General features: G+C 65.8%; 18 protein-coding genes, 2 tRNA genes and 1 rRNA gene. 3 read left to right on the forward strand and 18 right to left on the reverse strand.

Going from position 1 to position 19,159, the window contains the following annotated elements; all coding sequences use genetic code 11:
• Window positions 1–40: 40 nt before the first annotated feature.
• The 3 genes from NNX34_RS11100 to NNX34_RS11110 all read right to left on the reverse strand — a co-directional run bounded on the left by NNX34_RS11100 (window position 41) and on the right by NNX34_RS11110 (window position 4,441).
• Window positions 41–2,266, reverse strand: coding sequence for an ATP-dependent DNA helicase RecG (locus NNX34_RS11100; protein WP_255766557.1), 2,226 nt, complete (start codon window positions 2,264–2,266; stop codon window positions 41–43).
• Entirely contained in the window at window positions 2,256–3,215 is a 960-nt protein-coding gene (locus NNX34_RS11105; RefSeq protein WP_255766598.1) for a DAK2 domain-containing protein, read from the reverse strand. Before NNX34_RS11105 ends, NNX34_RS11100 begins: the two co-directional genes overlap by 11 nt.
• A gap of 203 nt (window positions 3,216–3,418) precedes the next feature.
• On the reverse strand, window positions 3,419–4,441 hold the full coding sequence (locus NNX34_RS11110) for an LCP family protein (RefSeq protein WP_255766558.1): 1,023 nt from the start codon (window positions 4,439–4,441) through the stop codon (window positions 3,419–3,421).
• 82 nt (window positions 4,442–4,523) lie between these two features.
• Between NNX34_RS11110 and NNX34_RS11115 the strand changes: the two genes are divergently transcribed.
• Entirely contained in the window at window positions 4,524–5,003 is a 480-nt protein-coding gene (locus NNX34_RS11115) for a DUF3515 domain-containing protein (RefSeq protein ID WP_255766559.1), read from the forward strand.
• On the opposite strand, the gene NNX34_RS11120 is transcribed toward NNX34_RS11115, so the two are convergent.
• The 6 genes from NNX34_RS11120 to leuC form a co-directional block, all read right to left on the reverse strand.
• On the reverse strand, window positions 5,000–6,157 hold the full coding sequence (locus NNX34_RS11120; protein WP_255766560.1) for a D-alanine--D-alanine ligase family protein: 1,158 nt from the start codon (window positions 6,155–6,157) through the stop codon (window positions 5,000–5,002). The genes NNX34_RS11115 and NNX34_RS11120 overlap by 4 nt on opposite strands.
• Window positions 6,154–7,197 carry an NAD(P)H-dependent glycerol-3-phosphate dehydrogenase gene (locus tag NNX34_RS11125; protein WP_255766561.1) on the reverse strand — a complete coding sequence of 348 codons (1,044 nt, stop codon included), beginning with the start codon at window positions 7,195–7,197 and terminating at the stop codon, window positions 6,154–6,156. Before NNX34_RS11125 ends, NNX34_RS11120 begins: the two co-directional genes overlap by 4 nt.
• The gene (locus NNX34_RS11130; RefSeq protein ID WP_255766562.1) at window positions 7,194–7,988 is read right to left on the reverse strand and encodes a 1-acyl-sn-glycerol-3-phosphate acyltransferase; all 795 of its coding nucleotides are present in this window, start codon (window positions 7,986–7,988) and stop codon (window positions 7,194–7,196) included. Before NNX34_RS11130 ends, NNX34_RS11125 begins: the two co-directional genes overlap by 4 nt.
• A 9-nt stretch (window positions 7,989–7,997) precedes the next feature.
• Entirely contained in the window at window positions 7,998–9,338 is a 1,341-nt protein-coding gene (gene murA / locus NNX34_RS11135) for a UDP-N-acetylglucosamine 1-carboxyvinyltransferase (RefSeq protein ID WP_255766563.1), read from the reverse strand.
• 275 nt (window positions 9,339–9,613) lie between these two features.
• Window positions 9,614–10,213, reverse strand: coding sequence for a 3-isopropylmalate dehydratase small subunit (gene leuD, locus NNX34_RS11140; RefSeq protein ID WP_255766564.1), 600 nt, complete (start codon window positions 10,211–10,213; stop codon window positions 9,614–9,616).
• A 10-nt stretch (window positions 10,214–10,223) separates the two neighbouring features.
• Window positions 10,224–11,690 carry a 3-isopropylmalate dehydratase large subunit gene (gene leuC, locus NNX34_RS11145; RefSeq protein WP_255766565.1) on the reverse strand — a complete coding sequence of 489 codons (1,467 nt, stop codon included), beginning with the start codon at window positions 11,688–11,690 and terminating at the stop codon, window positions 10,224–10,226.
• A 98-nt stretch (window positions 11,691–11,788) separates the two neighbouring features.
• On the opposite strand from leuC, the gene NNX34_RS11150 reads away from it, so the two are divergent.
• The gene (locus NNX34_RS11150) at window positions 11,789–12,508 is read left to right on the forward strand and encodes an IclR family transcriptional regulator (RefSeq protein ID WP_227923577.1); all 720 of its coding nucleotides are present in this window, start codon (window positions 11,789–11,791) and stop codon (window positions 12,506–12,508) included.
• A gap of 52 nt (window positions 12,509–12,560) precedes the next feature.
• Complete coding sequence (locus NNX34_RS11155) at window positions 12,561–12,989, forward strand: potassium channel family protein (RefSeq protein WP_255766566.1); 429 nt, start codon at window positions 12,561–12,563, stop codon at window positions 12,987–12,989.
• 1 nt (window position 12,990) lies between these two features.
• Here NNX34_RS11155 and thiL read toward each other — a convergent pair whose 3' ends face one another.
• The 9 genes from thiL to rrf form a co-directional block, all read right to left on the reverse strand.
• A complete protein-coding gene (gene thiL, locus NNX34_RS11160; protein WP_255766567.1) occupies window positions 12,991–14,001 on the reverse strand; it encodes a thiamine-phosphate kinase in 1,011 nt (336 codons plus the stop codon).
• Window positions 14,002–14,134: 133 nt separating this feature from the next.
• A tRNA-Glu gene (locus NNX34_RS11165) sits at window positions 14,135–14,207 on the reverse strand.
• 124 nt (window positions 14,208–14,331) lie between these two features.
• A tRNA-Gln gene (locus NNX34_RS11170) sits at window positions 14,332–14,403 on the reverse strand.
• A 112-nt stretch (window positions 14,404–14,515) separates the two neighbouring features.
• Window positions 14,516–15,241: an HAD family hydrolase gene (locus tag NNX34_RS11175; RefSeq protein WP_255766568.1), complete on the reverse strand. Its 726-nt coding sequence runs from the start codon at window positions 15,239–15,241 to the stop codon at window positions 14,516–14,518.
• Window positions 15,242–15,252: 11 nt separating this feature from the next.
• The gene (gene gltX / locus NNX34_RS11180; RefSeq protein ID WP_255766569.1) at window positions 15,253–16,770 is read right to left on the reverse strand and encodes a glutamate--tRNA ligase; all 1,518 of its coding nucleotides are present in this window, start codon (window positions 16,768–16,770) and stop codon (window positions 15,253–15,255) included.
• Window positions 16,771–16,809: 39 nt separating this feature from the next.
• Window positions 16,810–17,370, reverse strand: coding sequence for a hypothetical protein (locus NNX34_RS11185; RefSeq protein WP_255766570.1), 561 nt, complete (start codon window positions 17,368–17,370; stop codon window positions 16,810–16,812).
• A gap of 41 nt (window positions 17,371–17,411) precedes the next feature.
• On the reverse strand, window positions 17,412–18,185 hold the full coding sequence (locus NNX34_RS11190; RefSeq protein ID WP_227923562.1) for a fumarylacetoacetate hydrolase family protein: 774 nt from the start codon (window positions 18,183–18,185) through the stop codon (window positions 17,412–17,414).
• A 45-nt stretch (window positions 18,186–18,230) separates the two neighbouring features.
• A complete protein-coding gene (locus NNX34_RS11195; protein ID WP_255766571.1) occupies window positions 18,231–18,980 on the reverse strand; it encodes a DUF1648 domain-containing protein in 750 nt (249 codons plus the stop codon).
• A gap of 83 nt (window positions 18,981–19,063) precedes the next feature.
• Window positions 19,064–19,159 (reverse strand): 5S ribosomal RNA (gene rrf, locus NNX34_RS11200); the annotation flags it as partial.

Here is a 19,159-nt window from a genome sequence, read left to right on the forward strand (position 1 = left end):
TTTATCCGCTGCCGGAAGCCGAGAGGACGGAAGGCGGGCGTTAGCCGCGCTCCAGGAACGCCTCGGCTTCGGGGTTCAGGTAGGCCTCGATGGCTTCATCCAGGGCCGGGTAGTCGCGCAGGTCCGGATCCTCGGCCACCAGGGCCACGGCGTCGGCACGTGCCTTTTCAATGAGCTTTTCGTCCTGGACGGCGCGCAGCAGTTTCAGGGTGGAGCGGCCGCCGGACTGGCTGGCGCCGAGGATGTCGCCTTCGCGGCGCAGTTCCAGGTCCTTGCGGGACAGTTCGAAGCCGTCGGTGGTGGCCGCCACGGCCTCCAGCCGCTCACGGCTCGGATGTCCCGGTTCCAGCTGCGTCACGAGCAGGCAGGTGCCGGGCAGCCCGCCGCGGCCCACCCGGCCGCGCAGCTGGTGCAGCTGGGAGATGCCGAACCGGTCCGCGTCCATGATCACCATCAGCGAGGCATTGGGCACATCCACCCCCACTTCGATGACGGTGGTGGAGACCAGCACGTCAATGTCGCCGCGATTGAAGGCAGCCATGGTCTCGTGCTTGTCGTTCGGGTCCAGCCGGCCGTGCAGCGGCGCAATGACCTTCCCTGCGAGCGCCGGCACGGTGGTGAGGTATTCGGTCAACTCGGTGACGGAGGTCAGCTCCTGCCGCTGGGCACGCTCCCGTCCGGCAGCTGCTTCCTTCTCGTCGAACAGGTCCAGCTCCGTACCGGGTTCCTCTTCTTTCGCTCCGATTTTGGGGCAGACCACGTACACCTGACGGCCGGCGTCGATCTCTTCCCGGGCGCGGGCCCAGATCCGCTGCTCCCACTGCGGCTTTTCGGCCAGCGGCGAGACGTAGGTGGAGATGGGGGCCCGCCCGGCCGGCAGCTCGGTGAGGGTGGAGACCTCGAGGTCACCGAAGACGGTCATCGCCACGGTACGGGGAATCGGGGTGGCCGTCATGACCAGCAGGTGCGGGGTGCTGTGCCCCTTGGTGCGCAGGACATCGCGCTGCTCGACGCCGAACCGGTGCTGTTCATCCACCACCACCAGGCCGAGGTCGGCAAAGGAGACGTTCTCGGACAGCAGTGCGTGCGTGCCGATGATGATTCCGGCGGCGCCGCCGGCAGCATCCAGCATGGCCGCCCGCCGCCCGGCGGTGCTCATCGACCCGGTGAGCAGCGCCACGCGGGTGCCGTCCGGATCGCCGTCGAGCTGGCCGCCGCGGCCCAGCGGTCCCAGCATGGCGCTGATGGATTCGTAGTGCTGCGATGCCAGAACTTCGGTGGGTGCCAGCAGCGCGGCCTGTCCCCCGGCGTCGATCACCTGCAGCATGGCGCGCAGCGCCACCAGGGTCTTGCCCGAGCCCACCTCGCCCTGCAGGAGGCGGTTCATGGGATGGTCCCCGCCCAGTTCGGCGGAAAGGTCGCGCCCGATTTCGGCCTGGCCGCGAGTCAGGGTGAAGGGTAGGGACGCGTCAAAGCGGTCCAGGAGGCCGCCGGGCACTGCCGGACGCGCGGTGGCTTCCTCTTCGGCGGTCAGGGCACGACGCCGGGCCAGTGCGGTCTGCAGGACCAGGGCTTCCTGGTACCGGAACCGGTGCCGGGCGGCGTAGGCCTCCTCCATGGTGGCCGGCCGGTGGATCCGCTGGTAGGCCTGCGTGATGTCGGGTAAGTGTTCCCGACGGCGGATCGGCTCCGGGATCGGATCACGCAGCCGGGCTGCCTGAAGCACGTCCAGCAGCATCGACACGGACTTTTCAATGGTGGGACTGGCTAGTTTGGCGGAGGCCGGGTAGACGGGGATAGGCCGTTTGGCCTCCTCCTCATCCACGGCGTCATCATCCAGCAGCGCGTAACTGGGATTGGTCAGCTGCAGCTGGCCGCGGTAGGCACCGACCTTGCCGGAGAACATGGCCCGGGTGCCGACGGTGAGCTCCTTGTGGGCGTTGAACCCGTTGAAGAACGTCAGGTGCAGCTGGCCGAGGCTGCCGTCGGTGTCGTCGGTGACCACCACTTCAACGATCGATCCCTTGCGGGCCCGCATCTGCCGGCGGTTGTTGCTTTGCACCCGGGCTATCAGGGTGACGTCTTCGTCGAACGGTATTTCGGCGATGGGTGTGAGTTCGCCCCGCTCGAGGTACCGGCGCGGGAAATGGTGGAGCAGATCGCCGACGGTCTTCAGGCCGAGCTGCTTCTCCATGGCGTTGGCCGTGGTCTTGCCGATCCGGCGGTCCAGCGGAAAGTCGAGTTCTCCGGGGAGCCTAGAGTCCATGTGCCTCGGGGACTTCTTTGGTTTCGTGTCCGTCTGCGGACAGCTCGGTGATGGTCAGGTTCTCGGGATCGCCCAGGGTGCGCAGCAGATCGATGGCGGCACCGGCGTCGGGCGTGTGGACGTGGATCCGCCAGCGGTAGCCGTCTCCCACCGGGCTGACGGCGCTCATGATGACGGAGTCCCCCAGCTCGTCCAGCTGGAGCCGCAGCGTGGCTGCATCCAACGGGCTGAGGGTGATGGTGCACATGACCTCCACGCCTTCCATGCGGGGCATGTGGGCGTGGATGTGCGGGTCCTGGACGTCGTAGCCGTGCAGTCCGTCCAACAGTTCTTCCTGCAGTTCCTCGCCCAGGGCTGCGGCTCGCAGGGCGTCCAGTACCAGCAGGAAACCGACGCCGCCGGCGTCCACCACATGGGCAGCGGCAAGCGCATCCAGCTGGCTTTCGGTGTGGATGACGGCCGTCAGGGCGGCGTCCATCACGGCGCGCAGCGTGACCGCGAGTCCCACGTTGCTGTCATCTCCGGTGACTGCTGCTTCGCTGTCGGAGGCGGCGTGGGCTGCCGCCTCGAGGACGGAGAGCATGGTGCCGGGCACCGGGTCGCTAAGTACCGACCAGGAGCGCAGCTGCGCACGCTGCAGGGCGGATGCGAGCAACGGCGCGGAGAGCCGGGTTGCGCCGGCCAGGGGTTCCGCCATGGAGGTGAGGAAGACGGAAAACAGGGTTCCGGAGTTGCCGCGGGCTTCTTCCATCGCTGCACGGCCGGCTATTCCCAGCAGCTCGCCGATGTCGGCGGTATCCTCTTCCACAATAGCCCTCGAGGCGGAGCGGAGCGTCAGGTAGAGGTTGGTGCCGGTATCGCCGTCGGCCACGGGAAAGATATTGATGGCATTGAGGCGGTCGCTGTGGTTACCCAAGGAGACCTCTGCGTTGCTCAACCATCGCTTCAGCGCTTGCGCGTTGGCGGTGATTTTAGTCTGCAAGGTAATCCCGTTTCCTGCTTGTAGAGCTGTCTCTGGTCCTGCTGGTGCCGCTCATCGGGGCCCGTCCCATCCGGTCTTCGCCGTCATTGCCGCTAACCGTCTATGTCATTAGGAAGCCTACCGCAGGGCACTGACAGTGGCCGATAACGATTTGCCGCCGGTTGGGCCGGTCAACTCTGCGGAACGGCGGACCGGAGGTAGCCGGCGAGGTCGTCAGCGTCCAGTGCAGCACCGATTTCGGCGATGGCTGCCTCGTCCGGCACCACAATCGACTGTCCGTCGGAGGACGTGCCTACCCCGGCGTTCGGCAGGGTGAACATATGGACATCCCCGGACCGGACGTTGCGGAGGCTGACCGCCAACGCCCCTGCCGCCGCTGCGTCCAGGTCTTCATCAACGCTCAGGTACGGTGAAATTTCGCCCACGATGTTGCTGACCTTTACCGGGTCGGTCAGGGTTTCCGTGTTGAGGACACCGGAGATCACACCGCTCAGGAAAGCCTGCTGGTTCTTGACCCGCTGGTAGTCCCCGTCGGCAAAGGCGTACCGCTCGCGGACGTACTTGAGCGCGGACTCACCCTCAACGGTGATCGGCCCGGCGGCAAAGTACTCGCCGTGGCCGCCCTCGGACTGGAAGGCGATGTCGTTGTTGAGGGTAACCCCGCCCAGGGCGTCCGTCAGACCCTGGAAACCTTCAAAATCGATAATCGCCACGTGGTCGATGGGGACGTCGAACAGGGTCTGAACGGTGTCAACCGTCAGGGACACTCCGCCGAGAGCCATGGCAGCGTTGATCTTGTGTTCCCCGTGCCCGGGGATCTCCACCCAGGTGTCCCGCATGATCGACATAACGTAAACGCCGCTTCGATCCCCGGGGATATGGACCAGCATCATCGTGTCCGACCGTGCGTCGCCGGAAGCGGGATCGCGGGTATCGCTTCCCATCAGCAGGATGTTCTGTGAGTCTCCTGCGGCAGCGCCCTTCTCCGGACGTGTCTCTGGAAGCGCATTGGCAATGGTGTCCGTGGAACTGTCGAAGGTCCGCGCCAGATGCCACAGGTAGCCACCGGCCGCCAGCGCGGCAACCAACACGAGGGCAACAAAAACCAGCAGCACATTTCGCACACGGTGTGACTTCCTGCGCGTGGTGTCTGCGGGAACGTCAGTTTCAGGGGAAAAGGGGTACTCGCTCAAGTGTTTTTCCTCAGGTCGGGGGCGGTATGAGTCTATACATTCCGATTCCGGTCCGGGGCACCGCGGCGGATACGCTGGAATCATGAAGTTCTATGCGTTACCAGCAGTCCTCATTCTCGCTGCAGTGGCGGCCACCGGCTGCAGTCCGGTAGCCAGCATCGAATCGGCCCCGGACGCTGCCAATCCGGACTGCGCCGCCGTCATGGTGGCTTTGCCGGACGAGATGGCCGGTTACGCCCTGCGGGACACCGACAGCCAGTCGACGGCCGCGTGGGGCAACCCGTCCCGGGCGATCCTGAAGTGCGGTGTCCCCGTGCCGGGCCCGACCACCGATCCGTGCGCCTCAGTGAACGGCGTCGACTGGATCCTGCGTGAGGGCGAAGACACCTGGACCGCCACCACCTACGGCCGGGAACCGGCGGTGGAAGTGATCTTTAATCCGAACGAGGTGGCCTCGTCCACGCTTTTGGTCCAGCTGCAGAACGCAGTGTCCAAAATCGAGCCCACCAGCCAGTGCCTGAGCCCCGCGGACACGCTGGACCTGGAGGCCGGGCAGGGCTAGCGCAGCCCCGTCTTCCGGGCCAGCGCCAGGGAAATCAGTTCATCGATCAGCTCGGTGTACGGCAACCCGGACTTGGCCCACATCTGCGGATACATGCTGATGGGTGTGAAGCCGGGCATGGTGTTGATCTCGTTGATGATCAGTTCGCCGTCCGGCGTGTAGAAGAAGTCCACCCGGGACAGGCCTTCACCGCCCACTGCGTCGAAGGCGGTCCCGGCAAGCCTGCGGACCCGGGCGGTGATATCCGCCGGAAGGTCGGCCGGGCAGCTCAGGTCTGCCGCCGCCCCGTCCACGTACTTGGCTTCGAAGTCGTACCACTCGTGGCCGCCGTCGCGCACGGCAACCTCGCCGGGCTGGCTGGTGCGCGGATCCTCGGTGCCGCGTCCCTGCAGGACGGCCACTTCGATTTCCCGGCCGACGATCCCGGCTTCCACGACCACCTTCGGGTCGTGGAGGCGTGCCGCTTCGATGGCTGCCGGCAGTTCCGCTGCATCCGTGACACGGGTGATGCCCATGGAGGAACCGGCGCGGGCCGGCTTGACGAACAGCGGGAATTCCAGGGCACCGGCACGGTCAAGGCAGGACTGCGGGTCGCGCAGCCACTGCCGGTCGGTGATGACCTCATAGGGGCCTACCATCAGGCCTGCGGATTCGAAGACCACCTTCATGTAGTGCTTGTCCATGCCGACGGCAGACGCCAGGACACCTGCTCCCACATACCTCATGTCAGCCATCTCCAGCATGCCCTGGAGGGTTCCGTCCTCGCCGAAGGGGCCGTGCAGCAGCGGCATCACCACGTCGATGGTGCCGAGGCTGCGGGGCAGGCTGCCGGCGGCGTGTGCCACCAGTTCCCGGCTGCCGTTCTGCGAGGAGAGCACCACGGATTCCTCCGACGCCGGAACCTCGGGCAGGGTCGCGGCGCGCAGGGACCACTCGGCCGGGTCAGCCGACACCAGGCTCCACTGGCCGTTCTTCGCGATGCCGATGGGAACGACGTCGTACTTGGACGTATCAATGGCCTGCAGCACGCCGGCCGCGGTCACGCAGCTGACGGCGTGTTCGCTGGAGCGTCCGCCGAACAGGACGGCAACCCGGGGGCGCTCAGTTCCGGGACGGTCAGCTACGGTACCGGCGGGCAGGGGTTCAACAGTCACGGGGCGGACACACCTTCGGATTTCAGTTCTCGGGCCAGCAACCGCGGGCCCAGTTCGTCAACAGTAATTACGCCCTGCAGTACGGCGACAACGTTTTCGGTGATGGGCATGTAGACGCCAAGCTGGGTGGCGCGGTCCAGCACGGCCTGCGCGGACTTGATGCCCTCGGCGGTCTGGGTCATGGACGCGTTGACCTCGGCAAGGCTCAGGCCCTGGGCCAGCAGCGTACCTGCCGTGTGGTTGCGCGACAGCGGCGAGGAACAGGTGGCAATCAGGTCGCCCATGCCGGCCAGGCCGGCCATGGTTTCCGCATTGCCGCCCAGCGCCAGGGCCAGGCGGGTGGTTTCGGCAAGTCCGCGGGTCATCACGGACGCCTTGGTGTTGTCGCCCATGCCCTTGCCGTCGCAGATCCCCACCGCGAGGGCAATAACGTTCTTGACGATGCCGCCGATCTCGGTGCCCACCACGTCCTCGTTGGTGTAGGGGCGGAAATACGGCGCCGTGCAGGCCTCGGCGATCCAAGCGGCGGTATCCAGGTCGGTGCAGGCCACTACGGACGCGGTGGGCTCCTGCCGGGCAATTTCCATGGCAAGGTTCGGTCCGGAAACCACGGCGATACGCTCGGCGGGCAGTCCCAGTTCCTCGGCGATCACCTGGCTCATCCGGGCGTCGGTGCCCCGCTCCAGGCCCTTCATCAGCGACACAACGACGGCGTCGGCGGGGATCCGGCCGGCAACGTCCCGGAGCTGTGCGCGCAGGGACTGTGCAGGGACGGCGAGGACCACCATGTCGGCTCCGGCGAGCACCTCGCCGAGGTCCGTGAAGGCGCGCAGGTTCGCGGGCAGGACGGTGTCCTTGAGGTACTGGGTGTTGCGGTGCCTGCCGTTGATGTCTGCGGCCACCTCGGGGCGGCGGGCCCAGAGCCGGACGTCGGTGCCGCGCCCGGCTCCCGAGTCGGCGGCAATCTTGGCAAAGGCGGTACCCCAGCTGCCGGCGCCCAGTACGACGACGACGGCGGGGTGTTCACTGCGGGGGGTCACTGTCCGGCCTCCGGTTGGATTGGTTTGGTTGATGTGGCGGATGCGCCGGCTCCGTTTTCGAAGGAACGTCCCACCTGCCGCTGGCCCCGGGCCACGGGGTTCCACCGCTCGGTGGGCGGCTGGGTGCCGCGGAGCTTGGAGACCATGTCCGTAAGGTCGGACATGATCCGTTCCGTGGCTGCGTCCAGCACTGCCTTGCTGATCGGCAGTCCGGAGAATTCGGACAGGTCCACGGGCTTGCCGACCACCAGCCGCACCCGCTTGCGCGGGAACAGCTTGGGGAACTTCGCGTAGCGCGGGAAGGCTTCCTGGGCACCCCAGTGGGCGATCGGAATGACGGGCACCCCGGTCTGCAGGGCCAGCCGCGCAGCCCCGGTCCGGCCTTTCATCGGCCAGAGGTCGGGGTCCCGGGTGAGGGTGCCTTCGGGGTAGATGACCAGCGTGCGCCCTGCCGCCAGGGCTTCACGGGCAGCGTCCAGCGAACCGGCGGCCCCGGTGGTGATCCGCTCCACCGGGACCTGGTTCGTGGCGGACAGCGCCGGTCCCAGCACGGGCACCTTAAAGAGGGATGCCTTCGCGAGGAAGTGCGGCGGGCGCCCCTGGTTGTACAGGAAGTGCCCCACGACCACCGGATCGATTTCAGTCACGTGGTTCGGGCAGACAATGAAGCCCGGGTCCTTCGGCAGGTTCTCTGCCCCCTGCCACTGCTTTTTCAGGAAGATATTGAATACCGGCCGGAGAGATCCGGCGAGCAGAGCAAAAACAACCCGTGACTTATTCGATTCCGTCATTCCGTCAGGCTACCGGAGTCCGGCAGATACGCCGGAAGCGACGTCAAAGTCCGCGCCGAGGCCCTCGAGCTTGCCCTGGAAGTGCTCGTACCCGCGGTTGATCAGCTCGATGCCGGTCACCCGCGAGGTTCCCTCGGCAGCCAGCGCCGCAATGAGGTGGCTGAAGCCGCCGCGCAGGTCCGGGATGTCGATCTCTGCACCGCGCAGCTGCACGGATCCGGCAATAACCGCCGAGTGCAGGAAGTTGCGCTGGCCGAAACGGCACGGAACGCTGCCCAGGCACTCACGGTGCACCTGGATGTTGGCACCCATGCGGATCAGCGCATCCGTGAACCCGAAACGGTTCTCGTACACGGTTTCGTGCACGATGGACACGCCCTCGGCCTGCGTCAGGGCGACAACCAGGGGCTGCTGCCAGTCGGTCATAAAGCCGGGGTGTACATCCGTTTCCAGCACCAGCGGGTTCAGTGCGCCGCCCGGGTGGTAGAACCGGATGCCGCCGTCGTCGACGTCGAACGCGCCGCCGATCTTGCGGTAGGTATTCAGGAAGGCGGTGAGGTCCTTCTGCTCCGCGCCCTCAACGTAGATGTCACCCTTGGTGACGAGTGCGGCGGAGGCCCAGGAAGCAGCCTCGTTGCGGTCCGGAAGCGCCCGGTGGTTGTACCCGGCGAGTTCGGAAACGCCCTCGATGCGGATCACTCGGTCCGTCTGCACGGAGATGATGGCGCCCATCTTCTGCAGGATGGCGATCAGGTCCATGATTTCCGGTTCCACGGCCGCGCCGCGAAGCTCGGTGATGCCTACGGCCTTGACCGCCGTCAGGAGCACCTGTTCGGTGGCTCCGACGCTCGGGTACGGCAGTTCGAGCTTTGCGCCGCTGAGGCCCTTGGGCGCGGAAATGGAAATGCCGCCGGGGCGCTTTTCCACTACGGCACCGAAGTTGCGCAGCATCTGCAGGTGGTAGTCGATGGGCCGGTCGCCGATTTTGCAGCCGCCGAGGTCAGGAATAAAGGCTTCGCCCAGGCTGTGCATGAGGGGCCCGCAGAGCAGGATCGGGATGCGGGAATCGCCGGCGTGGGCGTCGATGTCCTTGGACGCCGCCGTCTTGGCGTTCTTCGGATCCATGGTGAGATCACCCGTGACAGGGTCCTTGGTGACCTCGACGCCGTGCAGCTGCAGCAGCGACGTAACTACCTCGACGTCCTTGATTTCAGGAACGTTGCGCAGGGTGGACGGGCCGGTGCCAAGCAGGGCCGCAACCATCGCCTTGGGGACCAGATTTTTCGCCCCGCGGACCGGTACCTTCCCTGAGAGAGGAACACCGCCTCGGATGGTGAGGACGCTACCCATGAACACCTGATTTCTTAAAATAGATTGGCCCCGGAAGCAATAAGAGACTGCACTCAAGCATATGAGCAAGGCTCTGCTTACTGAAATAACGCCGCCCTCCGGCAGGCCGGAACCGGTGTGATTCCGGTCATGCCCGCAGTGGAAAGCGGATAGGCCCCGCCGAAGCGGGGCCTATCAATGATATCGGGGCGCTGGGAGAGGCAGAAAAACCGCCGGAGTGCAAACCGGAAGCCTGCTGATTATTGCGGTGCCGGCCTGCCCCTGCCTGGACCGTACTAGTGCAGGGCAGGGAGCGTGGTGGGCTTGTACGCGGGGCGCTCGGCCTCGAACGACGTGATGTCCGACTCATGGCGCAGGGTCAGGGCAATGTCGTCCAATCCCTCCAGCAGGCGCCAGCGGGTGTACTCGTCAATCTCGAATGGAGCCGTGACGCTGCCGCAGACCGCGGTCCGGGCCTGCAGATCAACGGTGACCGTGGTTCCCGGCGAGTTTTCCAGGACCTTCCAGATCAGCTCGATGTCATCCTGCGCAAGCTGGGCCGCGACCAGGCCCTGTTTGCCGGCGTTCCCGCGGAAAATGTCAGCGAAGCGGGAGGAGAGCACGGCCCGGAAGCCGTAGTCGTTCAGGGCCCAGACGGCATGTTCGCGGGAGGATCCGGTACCGAAGTCCGGCCCGGCCACCAGCACGGAGCCCTGGCGGTAGGGTTCCCGGTTCAGGATGAATTCCTCGTTCTTCCGCCAGCCGGCGAAGAGCGCATCCTCGAATCCGGTGCGGGTGATCCGCTTGAGGTAGACGGCCGGAATGATCTGGTCGGTGTCCACGTCGCTTTGGCGCAGCGGGACGCCGATTCCGGTGTGGGTGGTGATCTTGTCCATGACGGTTCTCCTAGGCTGCGGTGCCGACGACGGCGCCCGGCAGCGGGTCAAGGTCCGAGGGTGAGCTGAGGGTTCCCCGGACGGCAGTGGCTGCTGCCACCACCGGGGAGACCAGGTGGGTCCGTCCACCCTTGCCCTGCCGGCCCTCGAAGTTTCGGTTGGAGGTGGAGGCGCAGCGCTCCCCCGGCTCGAGCTGGTCGGGATTCATGCCCAGGCACATGGAACAGCCGGCGAACCGCCATTCGGCGCCGAAGTCCTTGAACACCCGGTCCAGTCCTTCGGCTTCGGCCTCCAGCCGCACCCGCGCGGAGCCGGGCACCACCATCATCCGGACTGCCGGGTCCTTCTGCCGGCCGCGGATAATATCCGCGGCTATCCGCAGGTCCTCGATGCGGCTGTTGGTACAGGAGCCCAGGAAGACGGTGTCCACGCGGATGTCCTTCATGGGAGTGCCGGCGGCCAGGTCCATGTAGGCCAGCGCACGTTCGGCGGCGGCGCGCGCGTTTTCATCGCTGAAATCTTCGGGCGCGGGAACTGCTTCGGAGAGCGAAACTCCCTGCCCGGGGTTGGTTCCCCAGGTGACGAACGGTTCCAGGGTGTCGGCGTCCAGGAAAACCTCGGCGTCGAACTCGGCGTCGGCGTCCGTGGCAAGGGATTTCCAGTGCTCGACGGCGGCGTCCCAGTCCCGGCCCTGTGGTGCGTGCGGGCGGTGCTTGAGGTAGGCGAAGGTCGTTTCGTCCGGGGCGACCATCCCTGCACGGGCGCCGGCCTCGATGGACATGTTGCAGATGGTCATCCGCGCCTCCATCGACAGTGCGCGAATGGCGGAGCCGCGGTATTCCAGCACGTAGCCCTGCCCGCCGCCGGTGCCGATCTTGGCGATCACCGCCAGGATGATGTCCTTGGACGTCACACCGGGCCGCAGGGTTCCCTCGACGTTGATTGCCATGGTCCGAAACGGCTTGAGGGACAGTGTCTGGGTGGCCATGACGTGTTCGACCTCGGAGGTGCCGATACCCATGGCCAGCGCGCCGAACGCGCCGTGTGTCGAGGTGTGGGAGTCTCCGCAGACCACAGTGAGTCCGGGCTGGGTCAGGCCAAGCTGAGGGCCCACCACATGGACGATGCCCTGCTCGGCATCCCCCAGCGGATGCAGCCGCACGCCGAACTCGGCGCAGTTGGCCCGCAGCGTTTCGATCTGGGTGCGGCTCACCGGGTCTGCAATGGGCTTGTCGATGGCCAGGGTGGGAGTGTTGTGGTCCTCGGTGGCAATGGTCAGGTCCGGGCGGCGCAGTCCGCGGCCTGACAGCCGCAGGCCCTCGAAGGCCTGCGGGGAGGTGACCTCGTGGACGAGGTGGAGATCGATGTAGAGCAGGTCGGGTGCACCGTCCTCCCCCTTGCGGACCACGTGCTCGTCCCAGACTTTCTGCGCAAGCGTCCTGCCTGCCACATGCTCACCCATACCGGTACCCCTCATTTGGTTCAATCCCTAGTCCCTCAAGAGAACCAGCAGGCAGAGCCGGCGGTCCAGCTTTCCGATTTGCATCTCAGATAGTGAGACGGCAGTATCAGCTTATGGACACAGTCAGCGGGGTAGGCGTTATCGACAAAGCGGCCATGGTGCTTGATGCACTGGAAGCCGGCCCCACCACGCTGGCGCAGCTGGTTTCCGCGACGGGACTGGCCCGTCCCACTGTGCACCGGCTGGCACTGGCACTGGTGCACCACCGCCTGGTCGGCCGCGATATCCAGGGCCGGTTTGTCCTGGGCGGACGCCTGGTGGAACTGGCCTCCGCGGCCGGTGAAGACCGTTTGATAGCCTCCGCCGGGCCGGTGCTGCTGTCGCTGCGTGACGCGACGGGCGAAAGCTCCCAGGTCTTCCGGCGGCAGGGCGAGTGGCGGGTCTGCGTCGCCTCCGCCGAGCGGCCCATCGGCCTGCGGGACACCATCCCGGTGGGCACCCAGCTGTCCATGAAAGCCGGTTCCGCCGCCCAGTGTCTGCTGGCCTGGGAGGACCATGACCGTCTGCTCGAGGGCCTGCAGAATGCCCGCTTCACTCCGACCGTCCTCGCCGGTGTCCGACGCCGCGGCTGGGCCCAGAGCCTGGGCGAACGTGAACCCGGCGTTGCCTCCGTTTCCGCTCCGGTGCGCGGGCCGTCCGGACGGGTGATTGCCGCCGTGTCCATTTCAGGGCCGATAGAACGCCTCACCCGCCAGCCGGGCCGCGTTCACGCCGAAGTGGTGGCCAAGGCCGGAGCCCAGCTTACCGAGGCACTGCGCAACAGCGGCGAGTAACCCTATATTGGGAACCTAGAACCGTTGGGGATCGAAACCCAAGGGAGTTCCCATGAAGCGGATGCGGGTGCTGTGGCACATTGTCCGGATCTCCGGCGCCGACTACATTTTCTTTGGCTTCCTGATTGTCCTTGGGGTCGCCGGCTTCCTGCTGCCGCGGCTCGAACCGCAATTCTCCGATTTCGGCGACGGCCTCTGGTACCTGTTCGTTTCCTTCACAACCGTCGGCTTCGGCGATTATGTGGCTACCGGACCGGCCGGCCGGATTATCACGGTGGTCGTGACCCTGTACGGGATCCTCGTTGTGGCCCTCATGACCGGCATCATCGTCGGTTTCTACACCGAACTCCTCAAGGCCCGGGCCACCAACGCACTGGATGACTTCGTCAAGGAGCTGGAGCACCTGCCGGACCTGTCCCGGGAGCAGCTGCTGGAGCTGGCCGAACGGATCCGCAACCGGCGCATCATGCCGGACTCCTGAGCTAGCCGGCGAAGTGGTCCCAGCCGACGGCCGGCGGCACCTCTCCGCCGAAGGTAACTCCCTCGCCGTCCGTTACCTCTCCAATACGGACAAACCCTTCCGGCAGGACCGCGTCCGGCGGGAAGGTGGCCAGCAGCCCGTGATCCTCTCCCCCGCCGAGCACCCAGGCCAGCGGATCCGCACCGAGGCGCGCAGCTGCCGGTGCCAGCAGCTCCGCCCGGGAGGCGAGATAGCCGGCGTCGAGGTCAATGGCCACGCCCGAGGCGCGGGCGATGCGTCCGGCGTCGCGCACCAGGCCGTCGGAGACGTCCAGCATGGCCGTAGCGCCCGCAATTGCTGCCTCGGGTCCGGCGCCGGTCCGCGGCGGACGCGGCCTGCACTGCGCCATGGCCAGCACGGCAAGCAAGTGGTCCTTGGACTTCCCGGGGTCTGCCATGTCAACGTTGCTCTCGAGTACGGCCAGCCCGCCGGCCGCGAGTCCCAGCGATCCAATGTGGGCCAGAACGTTCCCCGGCCGGGCCCCGGAACGCAGAACCGGGTCCCGCCCCTCCAAATCACCTGTCACAGCTGCCGTGACGACAATCTGGCTGCCCCGGCCAAGGTCGCCGCCCACCACGGAGCACCGCTCGAATGCCAGGGATTCAATGCCGGCGGCAAGCCCTGCAGCGAGTTCCTCCACCCATGCGACTTCCGTACTGCCCGGGAGGGTGAGACTGACCACCAGCGAGGTGGGCACCGCACCCATGGCACGGATATCGGAGACATTCTGGGCCACGCATTTCCAGCCGACGTCGGCCCCAGAGGTGCGGTAACCGGAGGGCCAAAGCAGGCGGAAATCTGCGTCCTGGACGAGGGTGTCGATGGAGATCACCGTTCGGCCGTCCGGAGCAGCGATGACGGCGGCGTCGTCACCCGGCCCCAGCAGCGCAGTATCCGGTCCGAGCCTAGGGAAGATCCGGGCCAGGAGTGACTTTTCATCGAGCTGGTCCACGGTCAGGGCTTCGGACGGCACGGGCTGTTCCTCTGGTTATGGTTTTGCGGCTGACTTTTCGAAATTAGCACGGCGGCAATCCTGCGCCGCGGGCCAATATTATCGGGGCAAAACAAAACCGGCCCCGGACATATTGTCCGGAGCCGGTAATCTGTGACCCCAGCGGGATTCGAACCCGCGTTACCGCCGTGAGAGGGCAGCGTACTAGGCCGCTATACGATGGGGCCGTGTACAGTGCTCCAAGTCTTTCAACCCAGGCACTTCCTTGCCGGTTTCGGAGAACCGGCCTGTAGAGTATTTCATACTCTTTCAGAGGAGACCAATCGGGGCTAAACCACCAATTGATTACCGCTGGGATACCAGGACTCGAACCTAGAATGTCGGTACCAGAAACCGATGTGTTGCCAATTACACCATATCCCAATGCACTTTTCCGGCTGCTTCTCGAGGAGTTATCCCCGGCCGCAGCCCCTCAGCACGAGATATAACTATACACGGCTTCCGGACCAAGTACAAAACGAGCCCGGTGCCCGCTTCAGACCAGCTCCAGCAGCTCCCCGAGGGACCCGATGGTGTGCACTTCCGAAGGCGCTGCTGCTCCGTCGTCGCGCACCGGAGAAGGATTGCCCGTGCGGTCGAGCCAAACGCCCAGCAGGCCGGCGCCTGCCGCTCCCACGGCGTCCACCTGCAGGTTGTCCCCGACGTAGGCGGTCCGTTCCAGCCGGCTGCCGAGCAGGCGTACTCCTTCATGGAAGATGGCCGGTTCCGGTTTGGCGGCACCGACGGTGTCGATGCCGACCAGGACCTTGATGCGCTGCAGCCCGGCGGCGTCCAGCTTGGCCCGCTGGTAGTCGTGCACGTTGTTGCTGACTGCCCCGTACGCGATGCCGCGGGCTTCCAAGGCATCGAGCAGCGGAGCGACGTCGTCAAAGGCGCGGAAGTACTGCGGCAGGGCTTGTTCATAGGCCTGGTTCCATGCCCGTGCCGCGTCACTGTCCAGGGATGCCAGCCCCGCCTGTTCGCGGGCATGCTGCAGGCGCAGCACCCGCTGGTCGGCAAAGCCCAGCCGTCCGGCCAGGTAGGCGTCATAGTGCCCCTGGGGGTCGGCGGCGAACAGGGAGGTGTAGGCCTCCCAGTCCGCCGCTGTGAAGTGGGTCAGGTCATCGGCGCTGACCGCCTGCAGGGTAGTGCCCATGGCCGCCTGCAGATCGATGAGGGTCTCGTCGATGTCGAACAGCACCGCATCGATGAACCTGCCCATTTCGGTGTTCCCTAGGCTGCGGCGCGGAACGCGCGGATCCGTGCGAGCGAGGATTCCCGGCCAAGGATGACCATGGACTCGAACAGGGGCGGTGAGATCCGGCGTCCGGAGACGGCAGTGCGCACCGGACCGAAGGCCAGGCGGGGCTTGATGCCCATGTCTTCCACCAGTGCCTGGCGCAGCGCTGCCTGGATGTTCTCCGCGGTCCAGTCGGACACGGACTCGAGCGCCGCCAGGGCGGCGTCGAGGACCTCGCCCAGGTTCGCCGGCAGGCCCTTGCGGGCGTCATCGGCAACGTCGACGGCGTCGTCGGCCTTGAAGAGGAAGCCGAGCATGTCCGGGGCCTCGCCCAGCAGGGTGATGCGTTCCTGTACCAGCGGGGCGGCTTCGGTCAGGATTTCCTCTTCACGCGGGGTGAGGGTCTCCCCTACCAAGCCGGCCTGCTGCAGGTAGGGAACCAGCCGGTTGCGGAAGTCTTCGGCTTCGAGCATGCGTACGTGGGTGCCGTTGATGGCCTCGGCCTTCTTCAGGTCGAAGCGGGCGGGGTTGGCCAGCACGTTGTGGATGTCGAAGTTCTCCACCAGCTGGTCGACCGTGAAAATGTCCTCATCTGCGGACAGGGACCAGCCCAGCAGGGACAGGTAGTTCAGCAGGCCTTCGGGGATGAAGCCGCGTTCCCGGTGCAGGAAGAGGCTGGACTCCGGATCGCGCTTGGACAGCTTCTTGTTGCCGGCACCCATGACGTACGGGAGGTGCCCGAACAAGGGCATGTACTTGGCCACGCCGACGTCGATCAGCGCGCGGTAGAGCGCGACCTGGCGGGGGGTGGAGGACAGCAGGTCCTCGCCGCGGAGGATGTGGGTGATGCCCATGAGCGCGTCGTCCACCGGGTTGACCAGCGTGTACAGCGGTGCGCCGTTGGCCCGGACCACTACGAAGTCGGGAACGGTTCCGGCCTTGAAGGTGATCTCGCCGCGGACCAGGTCCGTGAAGGTGATGTCTTCATCCGGCATCCGCACGCGCAGCACAGGTGAACGGCCTTCAGCCCGGAAGGCTTCGATCTGCTCCGGGGTCAGGTCGCGGTCATAGTTGTCATAGCCAAGCTTGATGTCGCGTCCGGCGGCGCGGTGGCGTGCTTCGATTTCCTCCGGGGTGGAGTAGGACTCGTAAACGTACCCGGCCTCGCGCAGCTTCGCGATGACGTCCTGGTAGATCGCGCCGCGCTGGGACTGCCGGTACGGTTCGTGCGGGCCGCCCACTTCCACGCCTTCATCCCACGTGATGCCCAGCCACTTCAGCGCGTCGAGGAGCTGGAGGTAGCTTTCCTCGCTGTCACGCGCAGTGTCGGTATCTTCGATGCGGAACACCATGGTGCCCTTGGTGTGCTTGGCATAGGCCCAGTTGAAAAGGGCGGTCCGGATGAGGCCGACGTGCGGGGTGCCCGTGGGAGACGGGCAGAAGCGCACGCGTACGGGCGTGTCATCGGTAACGGTGGGCAGGTCAGCTAAGGGAGTGGGAGCGTTAGTCATGATACTTCCCAGTTTAGACTCTTCTGTCCGGTAGCCGCCTTATTGTGCGTAGGACAGCAGCCAGAGGAAGACTCCCCCGCCGGCTGCCGCTCCGGCGGCGGCTGCGAGGAGATGGCCTGCCGGGCGTCCCTGCTGCAGCCGGGCGGCTAGGAAAAGCGCCAGGGCGCAGGCAATGACGACACCTGACACTGTCCCCGGCAATCCCGGGAACAGCAGGGCCGCCGTCGAACCGAGGATCACAATGCCCGCCCCCAGCGTGAGGTCCAGCCAGGACCAGGACGTGAACGCGTTGGCGACCAGCAGCACGAGGACTGCGGCCAGCAGGGCGAAGGCCGCCGCAGAAAGCGGCAGCGGGCCGTCCAGCCAGAGGATGAGCCGCTGGAACATAAACGCCAGTGCCGCCGCGCCAAGCACGGTGGGCGGCAGGGACGACGGCGGCAGGCTGCGGAGGTCGTTGTGCCGCTGCAGGTAGGTGACCAGGACGGCCGGGAAAACGCCCATCAGCAACGCTGCACCTGCACCCCACGGCAGGGCGGCACCGGGTGGAAAGCCGAGAAACGGAGCGGCCAGGAGGATGAAGGACCAGATCAGCGCAGGCACGGCTGTGTTCCGGCCGGACTCCCGGTCCGCTCCGCGGGGCATCAGCTGCGGACGGTGTTGACCAGCCGGCCGATGCCTTCGATATCGACCTCGAAGCGTTCGCCGTCGCTGATGATGCCGACGCCGGCGGGGGTGCCTGTGAGGATGACGTCGCCCGGCAGCAGTGTGAAGGCCTGCGAGACGTAGGAAACCAGTTCCTTGACCCCCCAGATCATCGAGTTGGTGTTGCCGTCCTGGACCAGTTCGCCGTTGAGGTAGCCGCGGACCGCCGTGTTCTCGGGATCCAGTTCGGTTTCGATCCACGGGCCCAGCGGGCAGGAGGTGTCAAAGCCCTTGGCGCGGGCCCACTGGTCGTCGGTGCGCTGGGCATCGCGGGCCGTGAGGTCGTTGGCGCAGGTGTAGCCGAAGATGACTTCGTCCACGCGTTCAATCGGGACATCCTTGCAGATGCGCCCGATGACGACGGCGAGTTCGGCTTCGTAGGAAACCTCGTCCGAGAACGAGGGCAGCACCACGGGATCGTTGGGGCCGATCACCGAGGTGTTCGGCTTGAGGAACATCAACGGCGCCGGCGGCACGTCATTGCCCATTTCGCTGGCGTGGTCCGCGTAGTTACGGCCGATGCCGACCACTTTGCTTCGCGGGATGATCGGGGCCAGCAGGCGCACGTCTTCCAGCTTGTGCCGCTCCCCCGTCAGCTGGACGCCCGAAAAGAACGGGTCACCCTTAATGACGGCGATTTCTTCGCTGCCTTCTTCTCCGCCGACCACGCCGAAGGCGGGGTCGCTGTCCTGTACAAATCGAGCAATACGCATGGGTATAAGCCTAGTGGAGAAACTGGCCAAGCCGGCAGGCGGTACTTACAGGGCCTGGAAGACTCCGAAACCGGCAGGAAGGACAACAAAAACGACCAGGAACACAACGACGGCGGTGCGTCCGGCGCGGTTGCCGACATTCACCGTCAAGCCAGTGCCGGACCCGCTGCGCTTGGGTACCAGCACGTGGGGGTCATTCGGATCGTTGTAGAGGATACCGCCCACCCATCGCTTCTCCTCTTCCTGTTCCTCTGCTGTCGGGCGGACACCGTCCCGCTCAGCCGTCCGCCGCGCCCAGCGCGCGCCAGCCGCATAGCAAAGGACCAGGCAGCCAAGAATCAGCGCAACCATCACGAGGGCCGGCCCGGCGGGGACATGGTCCGGGGTTCGCCAGCCGGCAACAGTGAGCGTACCGATCAGCACCGCTATCAGGAATGAGGTCCAGCCCAGGGCCGCAACTGTGCCGCGGATCGTCCCCTCCCGGCGGTACAGCTCCCAGTCCGATGAATCCGTCTCCGGGGGAACCATGGCAGGCACGACGGCAGCAATCAGGGCCAGGAGGACGCTGAGGCCGCCGCCCATCATCAAGGGGAAGAAAACGGTGCCGAAAGACTTGGCTTCCCACTCGTCCGGGCTGCCGCCGGCGCCCCAATGGGTCGGAATTGTCTCCGGCAGGGAATCGTAAATCGTGGTTCCGTAGGCAAAACAAGACAGCGAAACAAGCAATGCAGCGAAATGGATCAGCCAGAAGATACCGCGCCCGCTGGTGATTTTTGTCTCGACCTTGGAATCCATGTATTCAATCTATCCGGATTGGCGGGTTAAAGAGGAAGAGCCCGTACCAGCACTGGTACGGGCTCGACCTGTATTCAAATATTGTCCGGCGGTGACCTACTCTCCCACATCCTCCCGGATGCAGTACCATCGGCGCTGTGGGTCTTAGCTTCCGGGTTCGGAATGGGACCGGGCGTTTC

Origin of the sequence: Arthrobacter sp. zg-Y1116, assembly GCF_024385485.1 — a bacterium.
In the GTDB taxonomy this organism is placed as follows: domain Bacteria; phylum Actinomycetota; class Actinomycetes; order Actinomycetales; family Micrococcaceae; genus Arthrobacter_B.

Coding starts and splice junctions, on each gene's coding strand:
- NNX34_RS11100 (WP_255766557.1), bottom strand. CDS start 2,266: ATGGACTCTAGGCTCCCCGGAGAACTCGACTTTCCGCTGGACCGCCGG.
- NNX34_RS11115 (WP_255766559.1), top strand. CDS start 4,524: ATGAAGTTCTATGCGTTACCAGCAGTCCTCATTCTCGCTGCAGTGGCG.
- NNX34_RS11130 (WP_255766562.1), bottom strand. CDS start 7,988: ATGACGGAATCGAATAAGTCACGGGTTGTTTTTGCTCTGCTCGCCGGA.
- murA (WP_255766563.1), bottom strand. CDS start 9,338: ATGGGTAGCGTCCTCACCATCCGAGGCGGTGTTCCTCTCTCAGGGAAG.
- leuD (WP_255766564.1), bottom strand. CDS start 10,213: ATGGACAAGATCACCACCCACACCGGAATCGGCGTCCCGCTGCGCCAA.
- leuC (WP_255766565.1), bottom strand. CDS start 11,690: ATGAGGGGTACCGGTATGGGTGAGCATGTGGCAGGCAGGACGCTTGCG.
- NNX34_RS11150 (WP_227923577.1), top strand. CDS start 11,789: ATGGACACAGTCAGCGGGGTAGGCGTTATCGACAAAGCGGCCATGGTG.
- NNX34_RS11155 (WP_255766566.1), top strand. CDS start 12,561: ATGAAGCGGATGCGGGTGCTGTGGCACATTGTCCGGATCTCCGGCGCC.
- NNX34_RS11175 (WP_255766568.1), bottom strand. CDS start 15,241: ATGGGCAGGTTCATCGATGCGGTGCTGTTCGACATCGACGAGACCCTC.
- gltX (WP_255766569.1), bottom strand. CDS start 16,770: ATGACTAACGCTCCCACTCCCTTAGCTGACCTGCCCACCGTTACCGAT.
- NNX34_RS11190 (WP_227923562.1), bottom strand. CDS start 18,185: ATGCGTATTGCTCGATTTGTACAGGACAGCGACCCCGCCTTCGGCGTG.
- NNX34_RS11195 (WP_255766571.1), bottom strand. CDS start 18,980: ATGGATTCCAAGGTCGAGACAAAAATCACCAGCGGGCGCGGTATCTTC.